The sequence below is a fragment of the Acidocella sp. genome (genome assembly GCF_036489515.1).
In the GTDB taxonomy this organism is placed as follows: domain Bacteria; phylum Pseudomonadota; class Alphaproteobacteria; order Acetobacterales; family Acetobacteraceae; genus Acidocella.
Genome location: NZ_DASXFO010000089.1, coordinates 1 through 17,082, shown reverse-complemented (window position 1 = coordinate 17,082; position 17,082 = coordinate 1). Strand labels below are relative to the sequence as shown.

General features: G+C 59.1%; 19 protein-coding genes. 12 read left to right on the top strand and 7 right to left on the bottom strand.

Annotation, left to right across the window (positions count from 1 at the left end):
- Positions 1 to 5: 5 nt before the first annotated feature.
- Positions 6 to 251 (bottom strand): cold shock domain-containing protein, encoded by a 246-nt coding sequence (locus VGG47_RS12830; RefSeq protein WP_331539164.1) that lies wholly within the window; start codon positions 249 to 251, stop codon positions 6 to 8.
- Positions 252 to 372: 121 nt separating this feature from the next.
- Here VGG47_RS12830 and VGG47_RS12825 point away from each other — a divergent pair, with 121 nt between their 5' ends.
- Positions 373 to 621, top strand: a complete 249-nt coding sequence (locus VGG47_RS12825) for a hypothetical protein (protein ID WP_331539162.1) — start codon at positions 373 to 375, stop codon at positions 619 to 621.
- Here the strand turns inward: VGG47_RS12825 and VGG47_RS12820 are convergent.
- The 3 genes from VGG47_RS12820 to VGG47_RS12810 all read right to left on the bottom strand — a co-directional run bounded on the left by VGG47_RS12820 (position 618) and on the right by VGG47_RS12810 (position 2,466).
- Complete coding sequence (locus VGG47_RS12820; RefSeq protein ID WP_331539161.1) at positions 618 to 1,064, bottom strand: GcrA family cell cycle regulator; 447 nt, start codon at positions 1,062 to 1,064, stop codon at positions 618 to 620. The genes VGG47_RS12825 and VGG47_RS12820 overlap by 4 nt on opposite strands.
- Before the next feature lie 134 nt (positions 1,065 to 1,198).
- Entirely contained in the window at positions 1,199 to 1,723 is a 525-nt protein-coding gene (locus VGG47_RS12815) for an SH3 domain-containing protein (RefSeq protein ID WP_331539159.1), read from the bottom strand.
- Positions 1,705 to 2,466, bottom strand: a complete 762-nt coding sequence (locus VGG47_RS12810; RefSeq protein WP_331539157.1) for a HesA/MoeB/ThiF family protein — start codon at positions 2,464 to 2,466, stop codon at positions 1,705 to 1,707. Before VGG47_RS12810 ends, VGG47_RS12815 begins: the two co-directional genes overlap by 19 nt.
- A gap of 201 nt (positions 2,467 to 2,667) precedes the next feature.
- Between VGG47_RS12810 and VGG47_RS12805 the strand changes: the two genes are divergently transcribed.
- The 5 genes from VGG47_RS12805 (at position 2,668) to cobA (ending at position 9,255) form a co-directional block, all read left to right on the top strand.
- On the top strand, positions 2,668 to 4,083 hold the full coding sequence (locus VGG47_RS12805) for an NAD(P)H-dependent flavin oxidoreductase (protein ID WP_331539155.1): 1,416 nt from the start codon (positions 2,668 to 2,670) through the stop codon (positions 4,081 to 4,083).
- A 208-nt stretch (positions 4,084 to 4,291) separates the two neighbouring features.
- Entirely contained in the window at positions 4,292 to 5,131 is an 840-nt protein-coding gene (locus VGG47_RS12800; RefSeq protein WP_331539153.1) for a division plane positioning ATPase MipZ, read from the top strand.
- 889 nt (positions 5,132 to 6,020) lie between these two features.
- A complete protein-coding gene (locus VGG47_RS12795) occupies positions 6,021 to 7,166 on the top strand; it encodes a glycosyltransferase family 4 protein (protein ID WP_331539151.1) in 1,146 nt (381 codons plus the stop codon).
- Positions 7,163 to 8,263, top strand: a complete 1,101-nt coding sequence (gmd, locus tag VGG47_RS12790; RefSeq protein WP_331539149.1) for a GDP-mannose 4,6-dehydratase — start codon at positions 7,163 to 7,165, stop codon at positions 8,261 to 8,263. Before VGG47_RS12795 ends, gmd begins: the two co-directional genes overlap by 4 nt.
- A gap of 245 nt (positions 8,264 to 8,508) precedes the next feature.
- The gene (gene cobA / locus VGG47_RS12785) at positions 8,509 to 9,255 is read left to right on the top strand and encodes a uroporphyrinogen-III C-methyltransferase (RefSeq protein ID WP_331539147.1); all 747 of its coding nucleotides are present in this window, start codon (positions 8,509 to 8,511) and stop codon (positions 9,253 to 9,255) included.
- A gap of 104 nt (positions 9,256 to 9,359) precedes the next feature.
- Here the strand turns inward: cobA and pstS are convergent, their stop codons facing one another.
- On the bottom strand, positions 9,360 to 10,082 hold the full coding sequence (pstS, locus tag VGG47_RS12780) for a phosphate ABC transporter substrate-binding protein PstS (RefSeq protein WP_331539145.1): 723 nt from the start codon (positions 10,080 to 10,082) through the stop codon (positions 9,360 to 9,362).
- Positions 10,015 to 10,422 carry a substrate-binding domain-containing protein gene (locus tag VGG47_RS12775; protein ID WP_331539143.1) on the bottom strand — a complete coding sequence of 136 codons (408 nt, stop codon included), beginning with the start codon at positions 10,420 to 10,422 and terminating at the stop codon, positions 10,015 to 10,017. The genes pstS and VGG47_RS12775 overlap by 68 nt, the downstream gene beginning before the upstream one ends.
- An 84-nt stretch (positions 10,423 to 10,506) precedes the next feature.
- On the opposite strand from VGG47_RS12775, the gene VGG47_RS12770 reads away from it, so the two are divergent.
- The 6 genes from VGG47_RS12770 to VGG47_RS12750 all read left to right on the top strand — a co-directional run bounded on the left by VGG47_RS12770 (position 10,507) and on the right by VGG47_RS12750 (position 15,994).
- A complete protein-coding gene (locus VGG47_RS12770; protein WP_331539141.1) occupies positions 10,507 to 10,719 on the top strand; it encodes a hypothetical protein in 213 nt (70 codons plus the stop codon).
- An 86-nt stretch (positions 10,720 to 10,805) separates the two neighbouring features.
- Positions 10,806 to 11,438, top strand: coding sequence for a 2-hydroxychromene-2-carboxylate isomerase (locus tag VGG47_RS12765; RefSeq protein ID WP_331539139.1), 633 nt, complete (start codon positions 10,806 to 10,808; stop codon positions 11,436 to 11,438).
- Between the two features lie 108 nt (positions 11,439 to 11,546).
- Positions 11,547 to 11,876, top strand: coding sequence for a GFA family protein (locus VGG47_RS15675; protein WP_408842038.1), 330 nt, complete (start codon positions 11,547 to 11,549; stop codon positions 11,874 to 11,876).
- A 180-nt stretch (positions 11,877 to 12,056) separates the two neighbouring features.
- Positions 12,057 to 12,608: a hypothetical protein gene (locus tag VGG47_RS12760; RefSeq protein WP_331539137.1), complete on the top strand. Its 552-nt coding sequence runs from the start codon at positions 12,057 to 12,059 to the stop codon at positions 12,606 to 12,608.
- Positions 12,609 to 13,013: 405 nt separating this feature from the next.
- Entirely contained in the window at positions 13,014 to 14,561 is a 1,548-nt protein-coding gene (locus tag VGG47_RS12755) for an efflux transporter outer membrane subunit (RefSeq protein WP_331539135.1), read from the top strand.
- Positions 14,562 to 15,052: 491 nt separating this feature from the next.
- Positions 15,053 to 15,994: a glycosyltransferase 61 family protein gene (locus tag VGG47_RS12750; RefSeq protein WP_331539133.1), complete on the top strand. Its 942-nt coding sequence runs from the start codon at positions 15,053 to 15,055 to the stop codon at positions 15,992 to 15,994.
- Here VGG47_RS12750 and VGG47_RS12745 read toward each other — a convergent pair whose 3' ends face one another.
- A complete protein-coding gene (locus tag VGG47_RS12745) occupies positions 15,995 to 16,888 on the bottom strand; it encodes a hypothetical protein (protein ID WP_331539131.1) in 894 nt (297 codons plus the stop codon).
- Positions 16,889 to 17,082: the final 194 nt, after the last annotated feature.

Genomic DNA, 17,082 nt, shown 5'->3' with positions numbered 1-17,082 from the left:
AAAGTCTAATGCAGGCGCTCGATACCGATCGCCGCGACGCGGCCTTCGCGTTGCTGGAGCGCAAAACGCACGCGCTCACCCTCATTCAGCTTGCGCAGACCAGCGTGCTGCACGGCGCTGATATGCACGAAAATATCGTCACCGCCGGCGTCGGGGGCGATGAATCCATAACCCTTGCCGGGATTGAACCATTTCACGATGCCGGTGAGCGGTTTTTCTTGCCTTACGTTGTCGTCTTGAGTCGTTTCCATGTCGACACCTTTCATACCGGGTTGGTCCCGGGCGCGGGTCATTCTTCACGCCGGTCGTTTCCGCCGACGGCGGTAATTAAACGCAACAGGCGGCAAACATCAATTGTAAACATGTGTTGCATTGCAGCAGATGTTTGGCGCTTCGCGGCGGCTGATGTTCCCGCCACAACGCGTTTTTCGAAAACGAAAAAACCGCTTTGCGCCGGGCTATGGCGCGAAAGCGGTTTTGGTAGGAAAGAGGCCGCTTTTTAAAAAAAGCGGCGCAAAAATTTTTTGCTATGCTGGGCCGGTGGCAGCGAAACCAGCACGGCCAAAAGGAGCAGAAAACTACTTTTTGTTCACAAAAAGTAGCCTTCCTTGCTTCCTTTAAGCGGCGTCTTCCCGTCTGTCGCGCACGCGGACATAGGCGATCCCCGCATGCTCTTCGCAATAGGGTTTGCCGGTTGCCGCGGCGGCATTGCAGAAGTGGAAGCTCGACTTGCCCGGCTCGCCGATCGGCCAGCAGCACGGTGTGGCGCGCTGGCTGGATTTCGGCGCCGGCATGATCGCCCGCAAGCTCGGCGCGGGGCTGCCGATCGAGGCCGAGAGCGGCGGCAAGGTCGGGCCCTGGGCGCGCTTGGGCGCACTCGGCCGCGTTGCGGTCTGGCCTTCCGTACGGCGGATCGGCGAGGGACGCGGTGGCAGATTCAGGCGATGTGCTTTGCCGACCACGGCGTTTTTGGAAATGTTCAGGCGGCGCCCGATTTCCGCGGTCGACAAGCCTTCGGCCCAAAGCGTCCGTAATTTGGCAATAGCCTCTTCCGTCCACTCCATGTTGTGGCCCTCCTCAAATCATCTACAAGATAAAGTATAAGGAGGCAGGTCCGCCCGCAATATCTAGAGGGCAGGGAACGAGTCGTTTTCTGTGGAAAACTAGAATTAACTGGAGGTTGTGAGGCCGGCGGGGCTTATTTGACCGTCTCGCCGGGAAAAGCCCCCCAAAAATCCGCGCGCGCCAGATAGCCCGAGTCGTGCGCGGTGGAAACGCGGCAGAAATCGCTGTCCGAGTCGCAGGTCAGCAGCGCGCCGCCGACCCCCTGGTCGAGATAGGCGACGATGCCCGCATCGGCATTGGGGCCGCTGCGCAAGGCCGCCTGGGGGGCGGTGACGATGAAAGTGCGGCGCGCCCGGATGGTCGCTTCATGCACCCAGCCGGTGCCGCCATCCGGCGCCAGCACCTGGCGCCACACATCGAATTCGCTGATCACTTCCACCGGCAGGTCCGCGCGCTCGTAAACCCAGGCGACCGGATACTGGAAGCCGGGGCCGGCGCGGAAATTCACCTCGTCGGAGCGCAGCGAGACGAAGCGCGGCACCGGCAGTTTCGTCGAGACGCCGATCGCCGGACCGGGGCCGTTGCCTTGCGGCGCGGCGGTCCAGCCGCAGAGCAGCAACAGGCCGAGCGCGCCGGTTCTTAGCCGCAGACGGAGCATGCAGGGTCCTTTCGCAGGCGGATTTTGCGGAATTCCATGCGCAGCGCGTCCCAGACCAGCAGCCAGCCGGACATCGACGTGCCGATGCCGCAGATCTCCTTCAGCACTTCGGTCGCTTGCAGTGTGCCCATCACGCCGGTCACGGAGCCGAGCACCCCGGCCTCCGAGCAGCTTGGCACCAGCCCTTCCGGTGGCGGTTCGGGATAGAGGCAGCGATAGCAGGGACCTTCCGGGTCGGCATGCGGCTTGAAGGTGGAAAGCTGCCCCTCGAAGCGCAGCACCGCGGCGCTGATCAGCGTGCGCCGGGCCGCGACGCAGGCATCGGCGACCAGGAAGCGCGTGGTGAAATTGTCGGTCCCGTCGCAGATGATGTCATAAGCGCCCACCAGCGCCGCGACATTGCCGGCATCGAGCCGCTGATTGTGGGTTTCGATGCTGACCAGCGGGTTGATGCGCCGCATCGCCTCCGCCATCGAGGCGACTTTGGGGGTGCCGACGCGGTCGGTGCTGTGGGCGATCTGCCGTTGCAGGTTGGACAGCTCCAGCACGTCGTCATCGAGCAGGCCGATGGTGCCGACACCGGCCGCCGCCAGATACAGGCCGAGCGGCGAGCCCAGCCCGCCGGCGCCGACGATCAGCACTTTGGCCGCCCGCAGCTTCGCCTGGCCGGTGCCGCCGACATCGGCGAGCAGAATATGCCGCGCATAGCGCTGGATTTCTTCTTCCGAAAAGTTCAAACTCATCGCGCCCTTATAGGATGCGATGTGGGCCTGGCCAATTGCCGGGGCGCGCGGGGCAGGGCGGAAAATCGCTTTCCGCGGCGTCACACGCGGTTTTGCTTCTCATCCCACTTCACGCGCTGTATCAATCTGGTAATAGAACGCAGCTAGAGGGGCGCGCATCGTTTTCCGGGTGGAACCCGGTGGAGCTAAGGTTTTCATAATATGAAGCTTATCAACGCCATCCGGATGGGCGGCACAGAAATTTTGCCGCTGGTCGAAGGAGGCAAGGGTGTCGCGGTTTCCAGCGGGATCACCTGCGGCCATTGGGCGGCCTGCGGTGGCGCGGGCACGTTTTCGGCCGTGAACGCCGACAGCTACGACGTGCAGGGACAGCTGATCACGCAACTCTATCATGGCCGCACCCGCCGCGACCGCCATGAGGAACTGATCGCCTATGCGATCGAGGGCGGCGTGGCCCAGGCCCAGCACGCTTACGACATCTCCGGCGGCAAGGGCCGCATCCACGCCAACATCCTCTGGGAGATGGGCGGGGCGGAGCGGGTGATCACCGGCATTCTGGAGCGCACCAAGGGGCTGGTGAACGGCATCACCTGCGGCGCCGGCATGCCCTATCGCCTGGCTGAGATCGCCGCCAAGTTCAACGTGCATTATTACCCTATTGTCTCTTCCGGCCGCGCCTTCTCGGCGCTGTGGAAGCGCGCCTATTTCAAGGTGGCGCATCTGCTGGGCGGCGTGGTGTATGAAGACCCCTGGCTGGCCGGCGGGCATAACGGCCTCTCCAACAGCGAAGACCCGACGCGGCCGGAAGATCCGTTTCCGCGCGTGCTGGCGTTGCGCAAGATCATGCGCGAATTCGGTTTGGGCGAAACCCCGATCATCATGGCCGGCGGCGTCTGGGCGCTGGAGGAGTGGGAGGACTGGATCGACAACCCCGATCTCGGCCCCGTGGCCTTCCAGTTCGGCACGCGTCCGCTGCTGACCCGGGAAAGCCCGATTCCGGCGAGCTGGAAGGAACGGCTGCGCACGCTGAAGCCGGGCGATGTGTTCCTCAACCGCTTCTCGCCGACCGGCTTCTATTCCTCGGCGGTGAACAACGATTTCATCCAGGAACTGCGCGCCCGCAACGAACGTCAGGTGGCCTACACGCCGGAACCGGTGGGCGAGCATCTGGTGGAATACGGCGTCGGCGCCCGCAAGCGCTCGGTCTATCTCACCGCGCCGGATTATGCCCGGGTCAAGGACTGGGAGGATGCCGGCTTCACCGAGGCGCTGCGCACCCCGGATTCCACGCTGATTTTCGTGGCGCCGGGCAAAGCCGAGGAAATCCATACCGACCAGGTGAACTGCATGGGCTGCCTCAGCCAGTGCCGCTTCTCCAACTGGAGCCAGGAAGGCCCGGACTACGATAACGGCAAGAAGGCCGATCCGCGCAGCTTCTGCATTCAAAAGACCTTGCAGGACATCGCGCATGCCAATCCTGAGGATGAGGCGGCGCTCGATCATAACCTGATGTTCGCCGGGCATAACGCCTATCGCTTTGCCACGGATACCTTCTATTCGAATGGCTTCATTCCGACGGTACGGGAATTGTTCGAGCGGCTTCTGACCGGGAAGTAAGGGAAGGCTACTTTTTGTGAACAAAAAGTAGCAAAAAAACTTTGTTAATGCTGGGCCATTGGCGTTGTCGCTGACAACGCCAATGGCCCAGCATAGCCAAAAATTTTTGCGCCGCTTTTTTTAAAAAGCGGCTGCTGTTTCTGGTGCGACTCGCGGTCTCGCGGCAGTGTGATGGCAGAAGCGTCATCTATCCGAGTCGGAGCGCCGCATGGCCAGTGTTACCCTAGCAGATCGCCCGCATGTCATCGTTCTCGGCAACGAGAAGGGCGGTTCGGGCAAATCCACGACCTCCATCCATATCATCGTGGCTTTGCTGCGCGAGGGGTACCGCGTCGGCGCCATGGATCTTGATGCCAGGCAGGGCACGCTGGCCGGGACGCTGGCGGCGCGGCGGCATTTCGTCGAGAGCAAGAAGGTGGCGCTGCCGCTGCCGGAATTTTGCGCCGTGCATCGCTCGGCGCTGGACCACCGGCTGGACGCCGAAGCCGAAGAGCGCGCGCGCTTTGACGAGGCGTTTGGCGGGCTGGCGGCGGCGGATGTGGTCGTTATCGATTGTCCGGGGGCAGACACTTATCTGTCGCGCTACGGCCATTCCCAGGCGGATACCCTGATTACGCCGATCAATGACAGCTTCGTAGATTTCTCCATGCTGGCGAAAGTGGACCCGGAGAATCACGACATCGTTCATCCGAGCATCTATTCGGAGATGGTCTGGGAAGCCCGCAAGCAGCGCTTTTCCCGGGATCGCGGCCGGATGGACTGGATCGTGATGCGCAACCGCCTCGCCGCCGTGGAGGCGCGCAATAAGCGCGATGTGGGCGAGACGCTGGAAAGCCTGGCGAAGCGGATCGGCTTTCGCACCCTGAAAGGGTTCGGCGAGCGCGTGATTTTCCGGGAACTTTATCTGCAGGGTCTGACGCTGATGGACGTGCGCGAGGCGAATGTCGGCATTTCCTTGGGGCTGTCGCATATCGCCGCGCGGAACGAAGTGCGGGCGCTGGTCGGCGCCATCAAGTTGCCGGCGCCGAAAATGCCTCTGGTGGCGTAACGCCGAGGGCGGTCCCGGCGGCGCGTGCGTTAGAGCGCGCTTGCTTTCGATCGACCATGCGCTGGGCTTGCTATCTCAGATAGAGGAAAGCCGCTGCTTTTTGAAACAAGCGGCGCAACATCTTTTTGCTCACAAAAAGATGTTTTTCTGCTCCGCCCCACAGAGCCTAATGTCCGGGCTTGTCGCGCGCCGGTGCACTAACGAAGACGCGAATCAGCCTTTGGATCAACCTGAACGCGTTCTGGGGCCTTATGCGTTGCCGGAATTGGCAGATTCCAGGCGGGCGCCATGAGGGAATGTGCAACTATAGCGAGAATCGTTTCGATGTCAAATTTCAAAAAACATGAATTGTTTCTCTATAAGTTAACAGATTTCGAAGAGTAGATGAATAGTTTTGATTCAGAACTATTTTATATTGAAAATATAGGAAGCTTGACTAGTATGGTTTCACTTTCGTGATGTAGTGAAGAAGTGTACAAAGCGGCTCTGGTTTCTAAAAAAAATTGGTGGTTGTCCTAAAATAAAATAATTTCCTGAATTCCGGTCTTTGCGAGCACCAGGCTTGTCGTGATGGCAACGGGCGCTCGTTTGGGGAGGTATTCTTGTGTGGCTTGGGCAGCTTGGTACAAAAACGGACCTGGAAAGAACGGCTAACGAATGTCCGCTGGAGCCTGATCGTTTGAGGTTGCCGCGGCGCTTGAGCGGTAATTGAAGGCGTGAATCAGTCTCTTATAAAGGGCTAAAGCGTGTTCAGCTTGGTGCAGGGGGCGCCAAGCTGAACGCGCTTTGGAAAATATCATGGGATGGCGCCGGTGTGGTCGGGAAAACGATGCAAGGCCGGTGAGTTAAGCTGGACTGATCATGCTTTTGTTGGAACTTTGGAGATTATATGAAAGTCGCATTTGTGCATGAGTGGCTGGTGACTTACGCCGGGTCCGAGAAGGTCCTGTCGGAAATGCTCAAGGAGTTCCCTGAAGCCGATATTTTCTGTCTGATCGATTTCACCAAAGGCCGCTTCCGCGACAAGTTCATGGGCAAGCCGTTCAGGACCAGCTTCCTCCAAAAATTCATCATCACCCCCAGTATTTACCGGTATTTTTTCCCGCTGATGCAGATCGCGGTCGAACAATTCGACCTGTCGGGGTACGATCTCGTTATTTCCAACAGCCATGCGGTCGCGAAAGGTGTCATCACCGGGCCCGACCAATTGCATGTCAGCTATTGCTACACGCCGATGCGCTATGCCTGGGACCTGCAGCATCAATATCTGCGGCACCAGAAGCTGGATAAGAACATCCGTAGCTTGTTCGCCCGCTATTTTCTGCATCTCGCGCGAATCTGGGATACCAGGACGTCGAACGGCGTCGATCATTTCATCGCCTGCTCGAAATATATCGGCCGGCGGATGTGGAAAGCGTATCGGCGCCCATCGGACGTCATCTATCCGGGGGTCGATACGGATTATTTCCAGATCGGTGACACCAAGGAGGATTATTATTTCACCTCGTCACGCCTGGTGCCCTATAAGCGCGTGGCGCTGATCGTCGAGGCTTTCGCGCAGATGCCGGACAAGCGCCTGGTGGTGATCGGCGATGGCCCGCAGTTCAAGGAGGTCAAGCGCGCGGCGGGGGCGAATGTCAGCGTGCTCGGGTATCAGCCGGATGACGTGCTGCTGCAGCACATGCAGCGGGCCAAAGCCTTCATTTTCGCCGCCGAGGAAGATTTCGGCATCACCCCGCTCGAGGCGCAGGCCTGCGGGACACCGGTGCTTGCTTATGGCCGCGGCGGTGCCTCCGAGACGGTTATCGACGGTGTGACCGGCATCCATTTCTGGAACCAGAGTGCCGAGGCGATCTGCCATGCCGTGAACCGGTTCGAGAAATCCGGCATGGTGTTCGATCCGCTGACGATCCGCGAACATGCCGAGAAATTTTCGATTGCCCGTTTCCGGAGCGAGTTCCGCGACAAGATCCATGAGCTCTGGAATGCGCATGCCAAAAGCTACGAAATCCTGGAAGAAATGGTGGAGTCATGAAGAAGGCTTTCGTTACCGGCGTGACCGGGCAAGATGGCGCCTATCTGTCCGCGCTGCTGCTGCAAAAAGGCTATCGCGTCTTTGGCGGTCATCGCCGCTCGAGCGTACAGAATTTCTGGCGCCTGGCGGAACTGGATGTGTTGGAGCACGAAAATTTTTCGTTTGTCGAACATGATCTGACCGATTTTGGTTCGAATCTCCGCGCCATCATAGATATCGAACCCGAGGAAATCTATAATCTCGGCGCGCAGAGTTTTGTCGGTGTGTCCTTCAAGGAGCCGACCGCGACGGCGCAGATTTCCGGCGTCGGCCCGCTGCAATTGCTGGAAGCGGTGCGCACGGTGAATCCGAAAATTAAAATGTACCAGGCTTCGTCGGCGGAAATGTACGGCAAGGTGCAGGCGGTGCCGCAATCCGAGACCACGCCGTTCTATCCGCGCAGCCCGTATGCGACGGCGAAACTGTTCGGGCATTGGTCGGCGGTGAATTACCGCGAGGCCTACGGCATGTTCGTCTGCTCCGGCATTCTGTTCAATCATGAATCGCCATTGCGCGGCACGGAGTTCGTGACGCGTAAAATTTCCAAGGCGGCGGCGCGGATCAGCCTGGGGCGGGAAGCCGGGTTGCGGCTGGGCAATCTCGATGCCATGCGCGACTGGGGGTTTGCCGGCGAATTTGTCGAGGGCATGTGGCGGATGCTGCAGGCCGAGCAGCCGGATACCTATGTGCTCGCCACCGGCAAGGCCTCGAAGGTGCGGGATTTCGCCGTGCAATCCTTCGCCGCGGCCGGCATCGATATTGAATGGGAAGGCAAAGGCGACGCCGAGATCGGCCGCTGCGCCGCCAGCGGGCGGACCCTCATCAGCATCGACCCGCAATTCTATCGTCCAACCGAAGTGGAGTCGCTGCTCGGTGATGCCGGCAAGGCGGAACGTGTGCTCGGTTGGAAGGCGACGATGAGCGTCGCAGAACTGGCGGGGATCATGGTTGCGGCGGATCTGGCGCGTGAGGATCGCCCGCCCGCTGCCGTGCGCAAGCCGCATACGTCGGAGAGGGTCGGAAGCGGCATGATGAGCGGCGCGATGGCCCTGCGCTGAGCCGCGTTCAGCAGAGCCTGCTATTGTTTTAGGAAGGGAAGAAAAAGGCTTCTTTTTGTGAACAAAAAGAAGCAAAAAAACTTTGCTATGCTGGGTTATGGGCACTGTCGGTGACAACGCCTCAGGCCCAGCATAACAAAAGTTTTTGCGCCGCTTTTTTCAAAAAGCGGCCGCTTTCCTTTCTCTGAACTTGCCAAGCGAAAAAAAACGCATTCTACAGACGCCATGCCTCGTAGCGAGATCACATGGCGCGCGTATTTCTGATCGGTGCCGGCCCGGGCGACCCGGAATTGCTGACGCTGAAGGCGGCGCGCCTGCTGGGCGCGGCCGAGGTGGTGCTGCATGACAGCCTGGTCGATCCACGGATCCTGGAAGCAGCGCCGCGCGCCCGGCTGATCGACGTCGGCAAGCGCTGTGGCCGCCATTCGGCGTCGCAACAGGAGATATGCCGCCTGCTGGTGGAAGAGGCGTTGGCCGGGCATGTCGTGGTGCGATTGAAGGGTGGCGATCCGATGGTGTTCGGCCGCGCCACCGAGGAGATGGAGGCGCTGCGGGCGCACGGCATCGGCTTCGAAGTGGTCCCCGGCGTCACGGCGGCCACGGCGGCCGCCGCCACGCTGCAGGTCTCGCTGACCCGCCGCGGCGTCTCCCGGTCCCTGCATTTCCTGGCCGGGCACGGTGCCGAGGATGGGCTGCCGGCGCATGACTGGGTGGCGCTTACGCGCGCGGGCGGTACGCTGGTCGTGTATATGGGGGGCAAAACGCTGCCCGGCCTCGCCGCGCATTTCATCGAGGCGGGCATGGCGGCGGATATGCCGGCGGTCGCGGTCGAGGATGCCAGCCTGGAGACCCAGGCGGTAATGCGCGGCACCATCGCCAGCCTGCCGAGCCTGGTGGAAGCGGCGGCACCGCGCGGGCCACTGCTGGTGCTGATTGGCCCGGCAATGCGCGATGAGACGGTGCTGGATGCCTACTTGGCAGCCGGCGTTTAAAGCGAAAGGAAAGGCTACTTTTTGTGAACAAAAAGTAGCAAAAAAACTTTGTTAGTTTGGGCCATGGCGGTGTTGGTGACATCGCCCATGGCCCAGCATAGGGGTTACTTGATCTTGGCGATCTGCTTGGCCGAGAGGGCCTGCACAGGGGTTGGCAGAGGCTGGAAGTGCGCCTTCGACAGGAAGCTCGGCGCGCCGCCTGTGGTAATCGCATAGGTCAGGAAGTCGTGCTCGGCTTTCGCCAAGGCCTGGGTCGGCTGCGTGCTGTTCACGATCGCATATTCATAGTTCACGATCGGATAGGCGTTCGCGCCCGGCGCATAGATCATGCTGATGCGCTCATCGGCCGGTGTGGTCGAGGCAACGCTTTCAGCGGCGGCGCTGATGGTGGCGCTGGTCGGCCGCACGTAGTGGCCGGCCTTGTTCAGCAGCGCGGCCTGGCCGAGGCCGTCGGCGGCGGCCTGGTTGGCATAGGCGATGCCGATAAATGCCAGCGAGTACGGGTTCCCGGCGGCTGCGGCCAGCACACCGGAATTGCCAATGGCCCCGAGTGCACCCCGGATCGCCGGCCAGGACATGGTGGTGCCGTAGCCCATCTTGCGCGCCCAGCCCGTGTCCGTGGCCGAGAGATACTGGGTGAACATGAAGGTGTCGCCCGAACTGTCCGCGTAGTGGATGGGCACGATGATATGCGCCGGCAGGGTCACGCCCAGATTCGCCGCGGCAATCGCCTTGTCGTTCCAGCGGGTGATCTTGCCTTCATAAATCCTGGTCAGGATCGGGCCGGAGAGGTTCAGGGTCTTCACGCCCGGCAGGTTGAAATTCACCAGCCTGGCTGGAGATGGCGAGCGGAATGCTCATCATCGTCGGGTGTTTTGCCTCCAGCGCGTTGGACATATAAGCGTCGGAAGCGCCGATTTCGATCAACCCCTGCATCGCCTGTGAGATGCCGGCGCCTGAGCCGCTGGAGGTGGTGGTGATGGCCGCTCCCGGATGGGCGGCGGTGTAGGCGGCGACCCACAGGTTGAGCACGGGGTAGAGCAGGCTGGAGCCGCTTTCGACCAGCGGTACATCCGCCGTTTGCGCCTTTGCGCTCCCAGTGAAGCCGGCGAAACCGGCGATCGCCAGCGCGGCAATGCCGGTCAGGAGCTTGTTATTAAAAGTCACGTCCGTATTCCTTATGGTGTGTCCCTGAGCGGCAGCCCTAACCAACAGCTTGGCGCTCCCAGGGGGCTCCGGAATAGTGAAAGCATGGCGTTTGAACAAGATGCGTCGTGTGTGCTGACGGTGAAGGAAAGCAGCCGCTTTTTAAAAAAAGCGGCGCAAAAATTTTTGCTCCGCTGGGCCATGGGCGTGGTCGCCAACAACGCCAATGGCCCCAGATTAATAAAGTTTTTTTGCTGCTTTTTGTTCACAAAAAGTAGTCTTTCTCAGGCCTTCGACCGCCAGCTCAAGCTATGGTAAAATTCCCTTATTGAAATGACTCGGGAGCCAAGCGATACCGCCGGAGCGTCAATGTCAGCCGTTCAAAAATATCGAGGCTTTAGAAAATGCAGCGCCGAATCGAATATTTTTTATCGATGGCTTCGCCATGGGCTTATCTGGGCCATGATGCCTTTATAAGCCTCACCCGGCGATGCGGCGTTGAGGTCGTTGTGAGGCCCATGCCGCTCCGAAGCTTGTTTCCAGAAACCGGAGGTCTGCCTCTGCCGAAGCGCCATGCGGTTCGGCAGAGGTACAGATTGGTTGAGCTACAGCGTTGGCGGGATTTACGAAACGTCCCTCTCAAACTCTTCCCTGCCCATTCGCCTTTCGACGCCACCTTACTTGATTGTTTTGTCGTCGCAGCCGTAATCGCCGGCTATGATCCCGATGCGTTCATGCGAAAAGCATTTGCAGCGATTTGGTATGAAGAGCGCAACTTGGCCGATCCTGAAATCATGATTGAATTGGCTGTTGCAGCTGGATTACCGTCCAGTCTCCTGGAGCCAGACCACCAAGCGACGGCCCAATTCGCTTATGAGGAAAACCTGCAGGACGCCATTGATGCGGGGGTCTTCGGCGCGCCATCCTATGTTCTCGAAGGTGAGATTTTTTGGGGGCAGGACAGGCTTGAACTATTAGAAATAGCCCTATCGACAAGACGCGCCGCATTCATTCCTGAAGTGCCCATTATCCAATAACGAGCCGTCATTTTCACGACAATTCGGAGCAACCGAGATCGAAGAGAAGGAGCAAGGCGTTCATGCCACTGAGGGGAAGTTGTCTGTGCAAGGCGGTTTGCTACGAGGTTGACCGGCTCGACGTGCCGCAAGGCACATGCGAGCGCCTCCACCACAACGGCTGGTGTCATGCGGGTCCACTTCCGTTGGATCGCTGGGGAAGACAAGCTTCGCGCCTATGAATCGTCGCCTGGCAAGCTGCGTCGCTTCTGCTCTGAATGCGGCACGCACCTCGTCGCCGACTGTCCAGCGCAGCCACATGTCGTCCTGCGCGTGGCAACGCTGGACGATGATCCAGGAGACAGGCCAACCATGCACATTTGGACTTCGCACGCGCCACCGTGGCTCACGGACGAGGGTGAGGTGCCGCGCTATGCAGAATGGTGGCCCGGTCGCTGATAGGGTGCAATGGACCAAGGCGGGGCTCGTGAAGAAATCTTGAATTTTGTGCCGCTGTGAGCGATGCTCTGCCGGCTCGTGACGTGGGCATTTTCCGGCTTTCATGCGCTGGCCCCAAGAATGGCTGACGATTCCACACTGACAGACAACATGTCTGTCCGCAGTGAGAGGAACTATGCAATGGGTATCCTGCTGGCTTTCGCGCCGTTCATTGCCTTCGTTCTCGTCGACAGACTTGTCGGGCCTACGCCGGGGCTATTTACGGGCGTCATCGTCTCGGTGATCTTGCTCGTGCGCGATTGGGTCACCCCCGGCCGGGCGCCCAAACTCCTCGAGATCGGCACGGCGTTGCTATTTGGTGGGCTGGCGCTCTACGCGGCGGTGGAAGAGCCCACCTGGTCTGTGATTGGCGTCAGGCTATGTGTCGACACTGGCCTGCTCTTGATTGTCCTGGTCTCGATGGCAGTCGGACGCCCTTTCACCTTGCAATACGCCCGCGAGCAGGTTGCGCCCGAGTCCTGGAGCAGCCCCGAATTCGTCCGTACCAACTACGTCATCACGGCGATGTGGGCCTGTGCATTCTTTGTGATGGTGGCCGCTGAGTTGGCCCTGCTCTACATCCCCGGCCTGCCGCGGCGCGTTGGCATCATCGCCATCATCCTGGCGCTTGTCGGCGCGGTGAAATTCACTGGATGGTATCCTGAACACGTTACGGGTTCGCGTCATTCCTGATTTTTCATCAGCTCAATTCCAGGTCCAAAATCAGGTAACTTGAGCATGCCAGGCCCGTTTTCGGTCTCCTCGAAGCGGGGTTTTTGACCTTCCTGAAGGTGCCGGCCCTGCTCGGATGCAACGCCTAACAGCTTGTGCAACGCGCTGTCCAAGGGGCTGGCAGCGTTAGCCAAGGGCGTCGAGTGCCGTCGCGGCGCCCCGGCTTTCGGCTCGCCATGTTAAAGGACCTCCACGCCCGTATAGCAGCCTCCCCGGCGGCCCCGTAGGCAAGCCCCTGGCGGGTGTGTAACAACAGAGGAGAATCTGTCAGCTGTATTGACGCATCTCAGGAAGGTGCTTGTCGAGCGGCCGATTGTGCTGTTTGTCGAGACCAACGCCAAAACTGTCGTATCAGGAGTCTGCATCGTGTCTTCAGCCGCTGGGTTCCGTCCGCAACTGCTCGCAAGTGCCGCCTTGATCCTCGGAATGGGCACGCTCTCCGGCTGCATGGTGGGGCCGAATTTTGCGCCGCCCCGGCCGGCCGTGCCGCACCAGTATCTATCCGACGCCCCCGCCAGCCATGGCGCGGCCTTTGTCTCCGGCGATGCGATCGACCCGGAATGGTGGAACACCTTCCATGACCCCGAGCTGACCACGCTGGAACAGCAGGCGGTGACGCAAAATCTCGACCTGCAGATCGCCACGCAGCGGCTGCTGGAGGCCGAGGCGCAGGCGCAGATCGAGGGTGCGGTGCTGTATCCGAGCCTGAGCGGCGCCGCTTCCTACACGCGCGAGGGGCCGAGCAAGGAGGGCATATTTGACGCCTTCGGCTCGGGCGAGGGGGCAAGCACGTCCGCGGCCAGTGTCGCCAATGGCAGTTCCTCCGCACCGGGTGGCGGCGCCTTCTCCGGCGCCACCATCGCGCCGCTGGACCTGTACCAATACGGGCTGCAGTCGATGTACGACCTCGATCTCTGGGGTAAGAACCGCCGCGCGGTCGAGGCCGCGGTGGCCGCCGCCGCTTCCTCGGAGGAGGCACGCCGCGCAGCACTGCTGAATGTCGAGGCGCAGGTCGCCAATTATTATCTGCAGCTGCGCGGGACCGAGAGGGTGCTGCAGATCACCCGGGACAACCTCGCTTTTGCCGACCAACTGGTCTCCCTCACGCTGGAGCGGCAGCAGGCGGGCCTCACCACCGCGCTCGACGTCGCCAATGCGCGCGCCACCCAGGCGCAGATCCAGTCGCAGATCCCCGGGCTGATCGCCGAGCGCGACGGGTTCATCGACCAGATCGGCCTGTTGCTGGGGGAGACGCCGGATGGCCTGCCGGCGGCACTGCTGACCCCGGCGCCCATACCGGTCACGCCGCCGACCGTGCCCGTGGGCCTGCCCTCCGACCTGTTGCTGCGCCGGCCGGACGTGCGCGAAGCGGTGGCCAATCTGCACGAGATGACCGCCGAGGTGGGCGTCGCGGTGGCGTCGTTCTACCCCGACATCGCGCTCTCCGGCTCGGTCTCGTTTCAGGCGCTGCAGTTCAAGAACCTCAACGAGTTCCGCGCCATCACCTACGCGGTTGGCCCGGACGTCACGATCCCGCTCTTTCAGGGCGGCCAGCTGCGCGGACAGCTGAAACTGCACAAGGCGCAACAGAAGGAAGCGGCGGTGAGCTACGCCAAAACCGTGCTGACCGCCTTCTACCAGGTGAACACGGCGCTGGTGGTCTATACCCAGGACCACGCGACGCTTGAGGCGCTGAAAACCGACGTGCAGCAGAGCCAGATCGCGGTGAATTTGGCGGAGGAGCAATACCGCCAGGGCCTCGTCGATTATTTAACCGTTCTTAATGCGCAAGAAAGCCTGCTATCCTCGCAACAGCAGGAGGCGCAGGCCGAGCAGCGGCTTGGTACCGATCTCGTAACGTTGTATCAGGCGCTGGGCGGGGGATGGCAGGGGATTTACCCGGCAACGAAGTAAGGTTGCGTTTCCGTAATGGATTTATTATAAAAAAGGCCGAGCCGCACACCAACGTCGGCCTGTGCGGCTCGTGCTTGGGCAGACTTTAAAAAACTTGGATTGCAACAAGTTTGTTGAGATTTGAGTTTGACTTCCGCAGGAAAAGCATGTCAGCAGGCATGCTAAATAATAAAAAAATTGCCATCGACATGTCGTTCGATCGAAAAAATTTGGGGTTTTGCATCTAAAAATCAGCCTTTTCATAGCGATATCAAATCGTATTATTTCGTTAGAAAATAGGGTTGGTTGCCCGTTAATGTGAGGATGGGTGGCTCATGGGTGTTTTGCTTGACAGTAATCGGGAAAGCGCCACGGTAGGTACATCTGCTTCGCCTCCTGCGTCTTACGCCAAGGCATGCCGTCGCTACTTCGGAGCAGACACGGCTCGGTTCTGGCTGTGATCAGATCGCCGAAATGCGCGAGGCTTCGTCGGAAAGTGGAGTCTGAGAACGTTGGTTCAATTCATTGCAAAATTTGAGCCTGGACATATTCGCGGGCAACCACTTGCAGCGAAAGGCCGCTCCGGAGGCGTATTTTTTAACGATCAACTTTTGGAGCGCGTTTTGGGTGCCAGGGAGGTACAAGACTATCCTCCTCCGACCTCTCCGAATATGGGGCGTTTAGCGGTAGGTGTGTATTGCGGCTATTTTGTTCCTCTATTTGGACATTTTATTGCTGAGTTTTTGCCGCGTTACGAGCAGGTAAGGATGCAGGGAGAGATAAAAGAACCGATCTTGGTTCATCCCGCTCCGTTTCTTGTTGACCCTCACAAGCAACTCTCGAACTCAAATCTGATAACCCAGTTTCTGACTGAACTTGAGTTGCCTTTCAGCCGGCTGCATTTTTGTACAAACGATATAATTGTGGAGCAATTATATTATACATCCAATGTCATTAACCTTTTTGAGTCTGTCGATGAGGACGTCGTCGAAATTTCAAAAAGCTTGAACCGGCGCTATCTTGTTTCCTCCCGGGACAGAAAGATTTTTTTTAGCCGCTCTCGGTTAAAGGAGGAGGCGCGGAAATCAGTCAATGCCGAAGAGGTAGATAGGCTCTTTTTGGCGCAGGGGTTTGAGGTCCTACACCCGCAGGAAATGTCCATAAAAGATCAGATATTCTCCGTCTGTTCTGCGAGATGTCTGGCCGGCGAAGAAGGCTCGGCGCTCCACCTGTCACTCTTTAATCCGTTTCTGGAAACCTGCGTCATACTGGACAGCGGAAGATTTACGAGGGCCGGCGCCATACCCGATACACAGAAGCTTCTGAACGACAGATTGAACTGTAAAACCGTTTACTGCCTGCCCACCTGGAGTTCGGGCGGGGCCATGCAGGTCGGCGGGCGGTTTGTGGTTGATATTCCGACTCTAGAGGAAATTTTGGCGATGGTGCAATAGTCAGTTGGCCATCAGCGACAGACCGCTCCATGCGGAACCGTATGCGACATGGCCAAAAGCTGATTGCCCGTAATATAATCCGGTGACCGCCCAATTCGCTAGATTCTGGTCCATTCCATATTTGGCACCTTGAAAAATCAATTGCTTGAGTCTTGGTAGGACATCCAGATCAAAGGCCGTCACGTTGTTTTGGGTCGCCGGGCTGACACCGTAAGAAGACCAGACGCGATCGCCGTAACCGAACTGGTCGGGGGCTCCGGCCTGGGTGTTCGTTCCGGTAAAAAACCAGGCCGGCTGTAGCTGCGCAAGGGTCATTTTTCGCTGATCCGCCTGGTAGATCGAAAAACTTATTTGATAAAAAAAGGTCTGACGCGTCTCTAAATCTGTTGCGACGATGCCGGTTCCGATCACGGCTCGCGTAACCGGGCAAGCCGTATCGGCAACGCGGATTGTGGTGGGCCGTACGGTCGCGGTCTCAAATATGTGCGACAGGCTTGATAGTGGTTCTCTTTTGCCGTTTAAGGTCTTCGGGTAGGCCGTTTCATACAGAGGAATTGATCCTACAAATAGATCGAATTCGTTAACCGCCCTTTTGCCGCTGGGAAAAACGACGGTGCAAGGCAAAGTTGTTGCATTCTGCTGCAAGGTAAAATGTCCAATGCCATTGTAGCGTACCGACGCGTAACTGTTCTGCGTGACGTTGTTAAAAAAAGGGGGGAGATCATGCGGGATATCCCACTGACCGATCACCCAGTTCGCGGATGGCGACGTTGCACCGTATAGTTTGCTTTTTGTGTTCTTATCCTGTTGTTGACTTGAAAAAACCCAGATCCCGGAAACGGGCGCGAACAATTCGTGACCAGATGAGGTGTCTGCTTGAGCGCAAGCTTTCATCGGCAATATGCCGTAGCATAATAGACCGGTCAGAAAGAGAAGACGAAAAATTGGGTTACTAACCCGGCCGCCAAATAGGTATCACGCTCTTCGTCATGCGGCATATCGGACATCAGCCGCCTGAAAGAAGGAACGCACCTTTTCCGGCCGGCGTTGCAGTCCGCGCATGTGAGAATGCAGCCCAGCCTTCATTG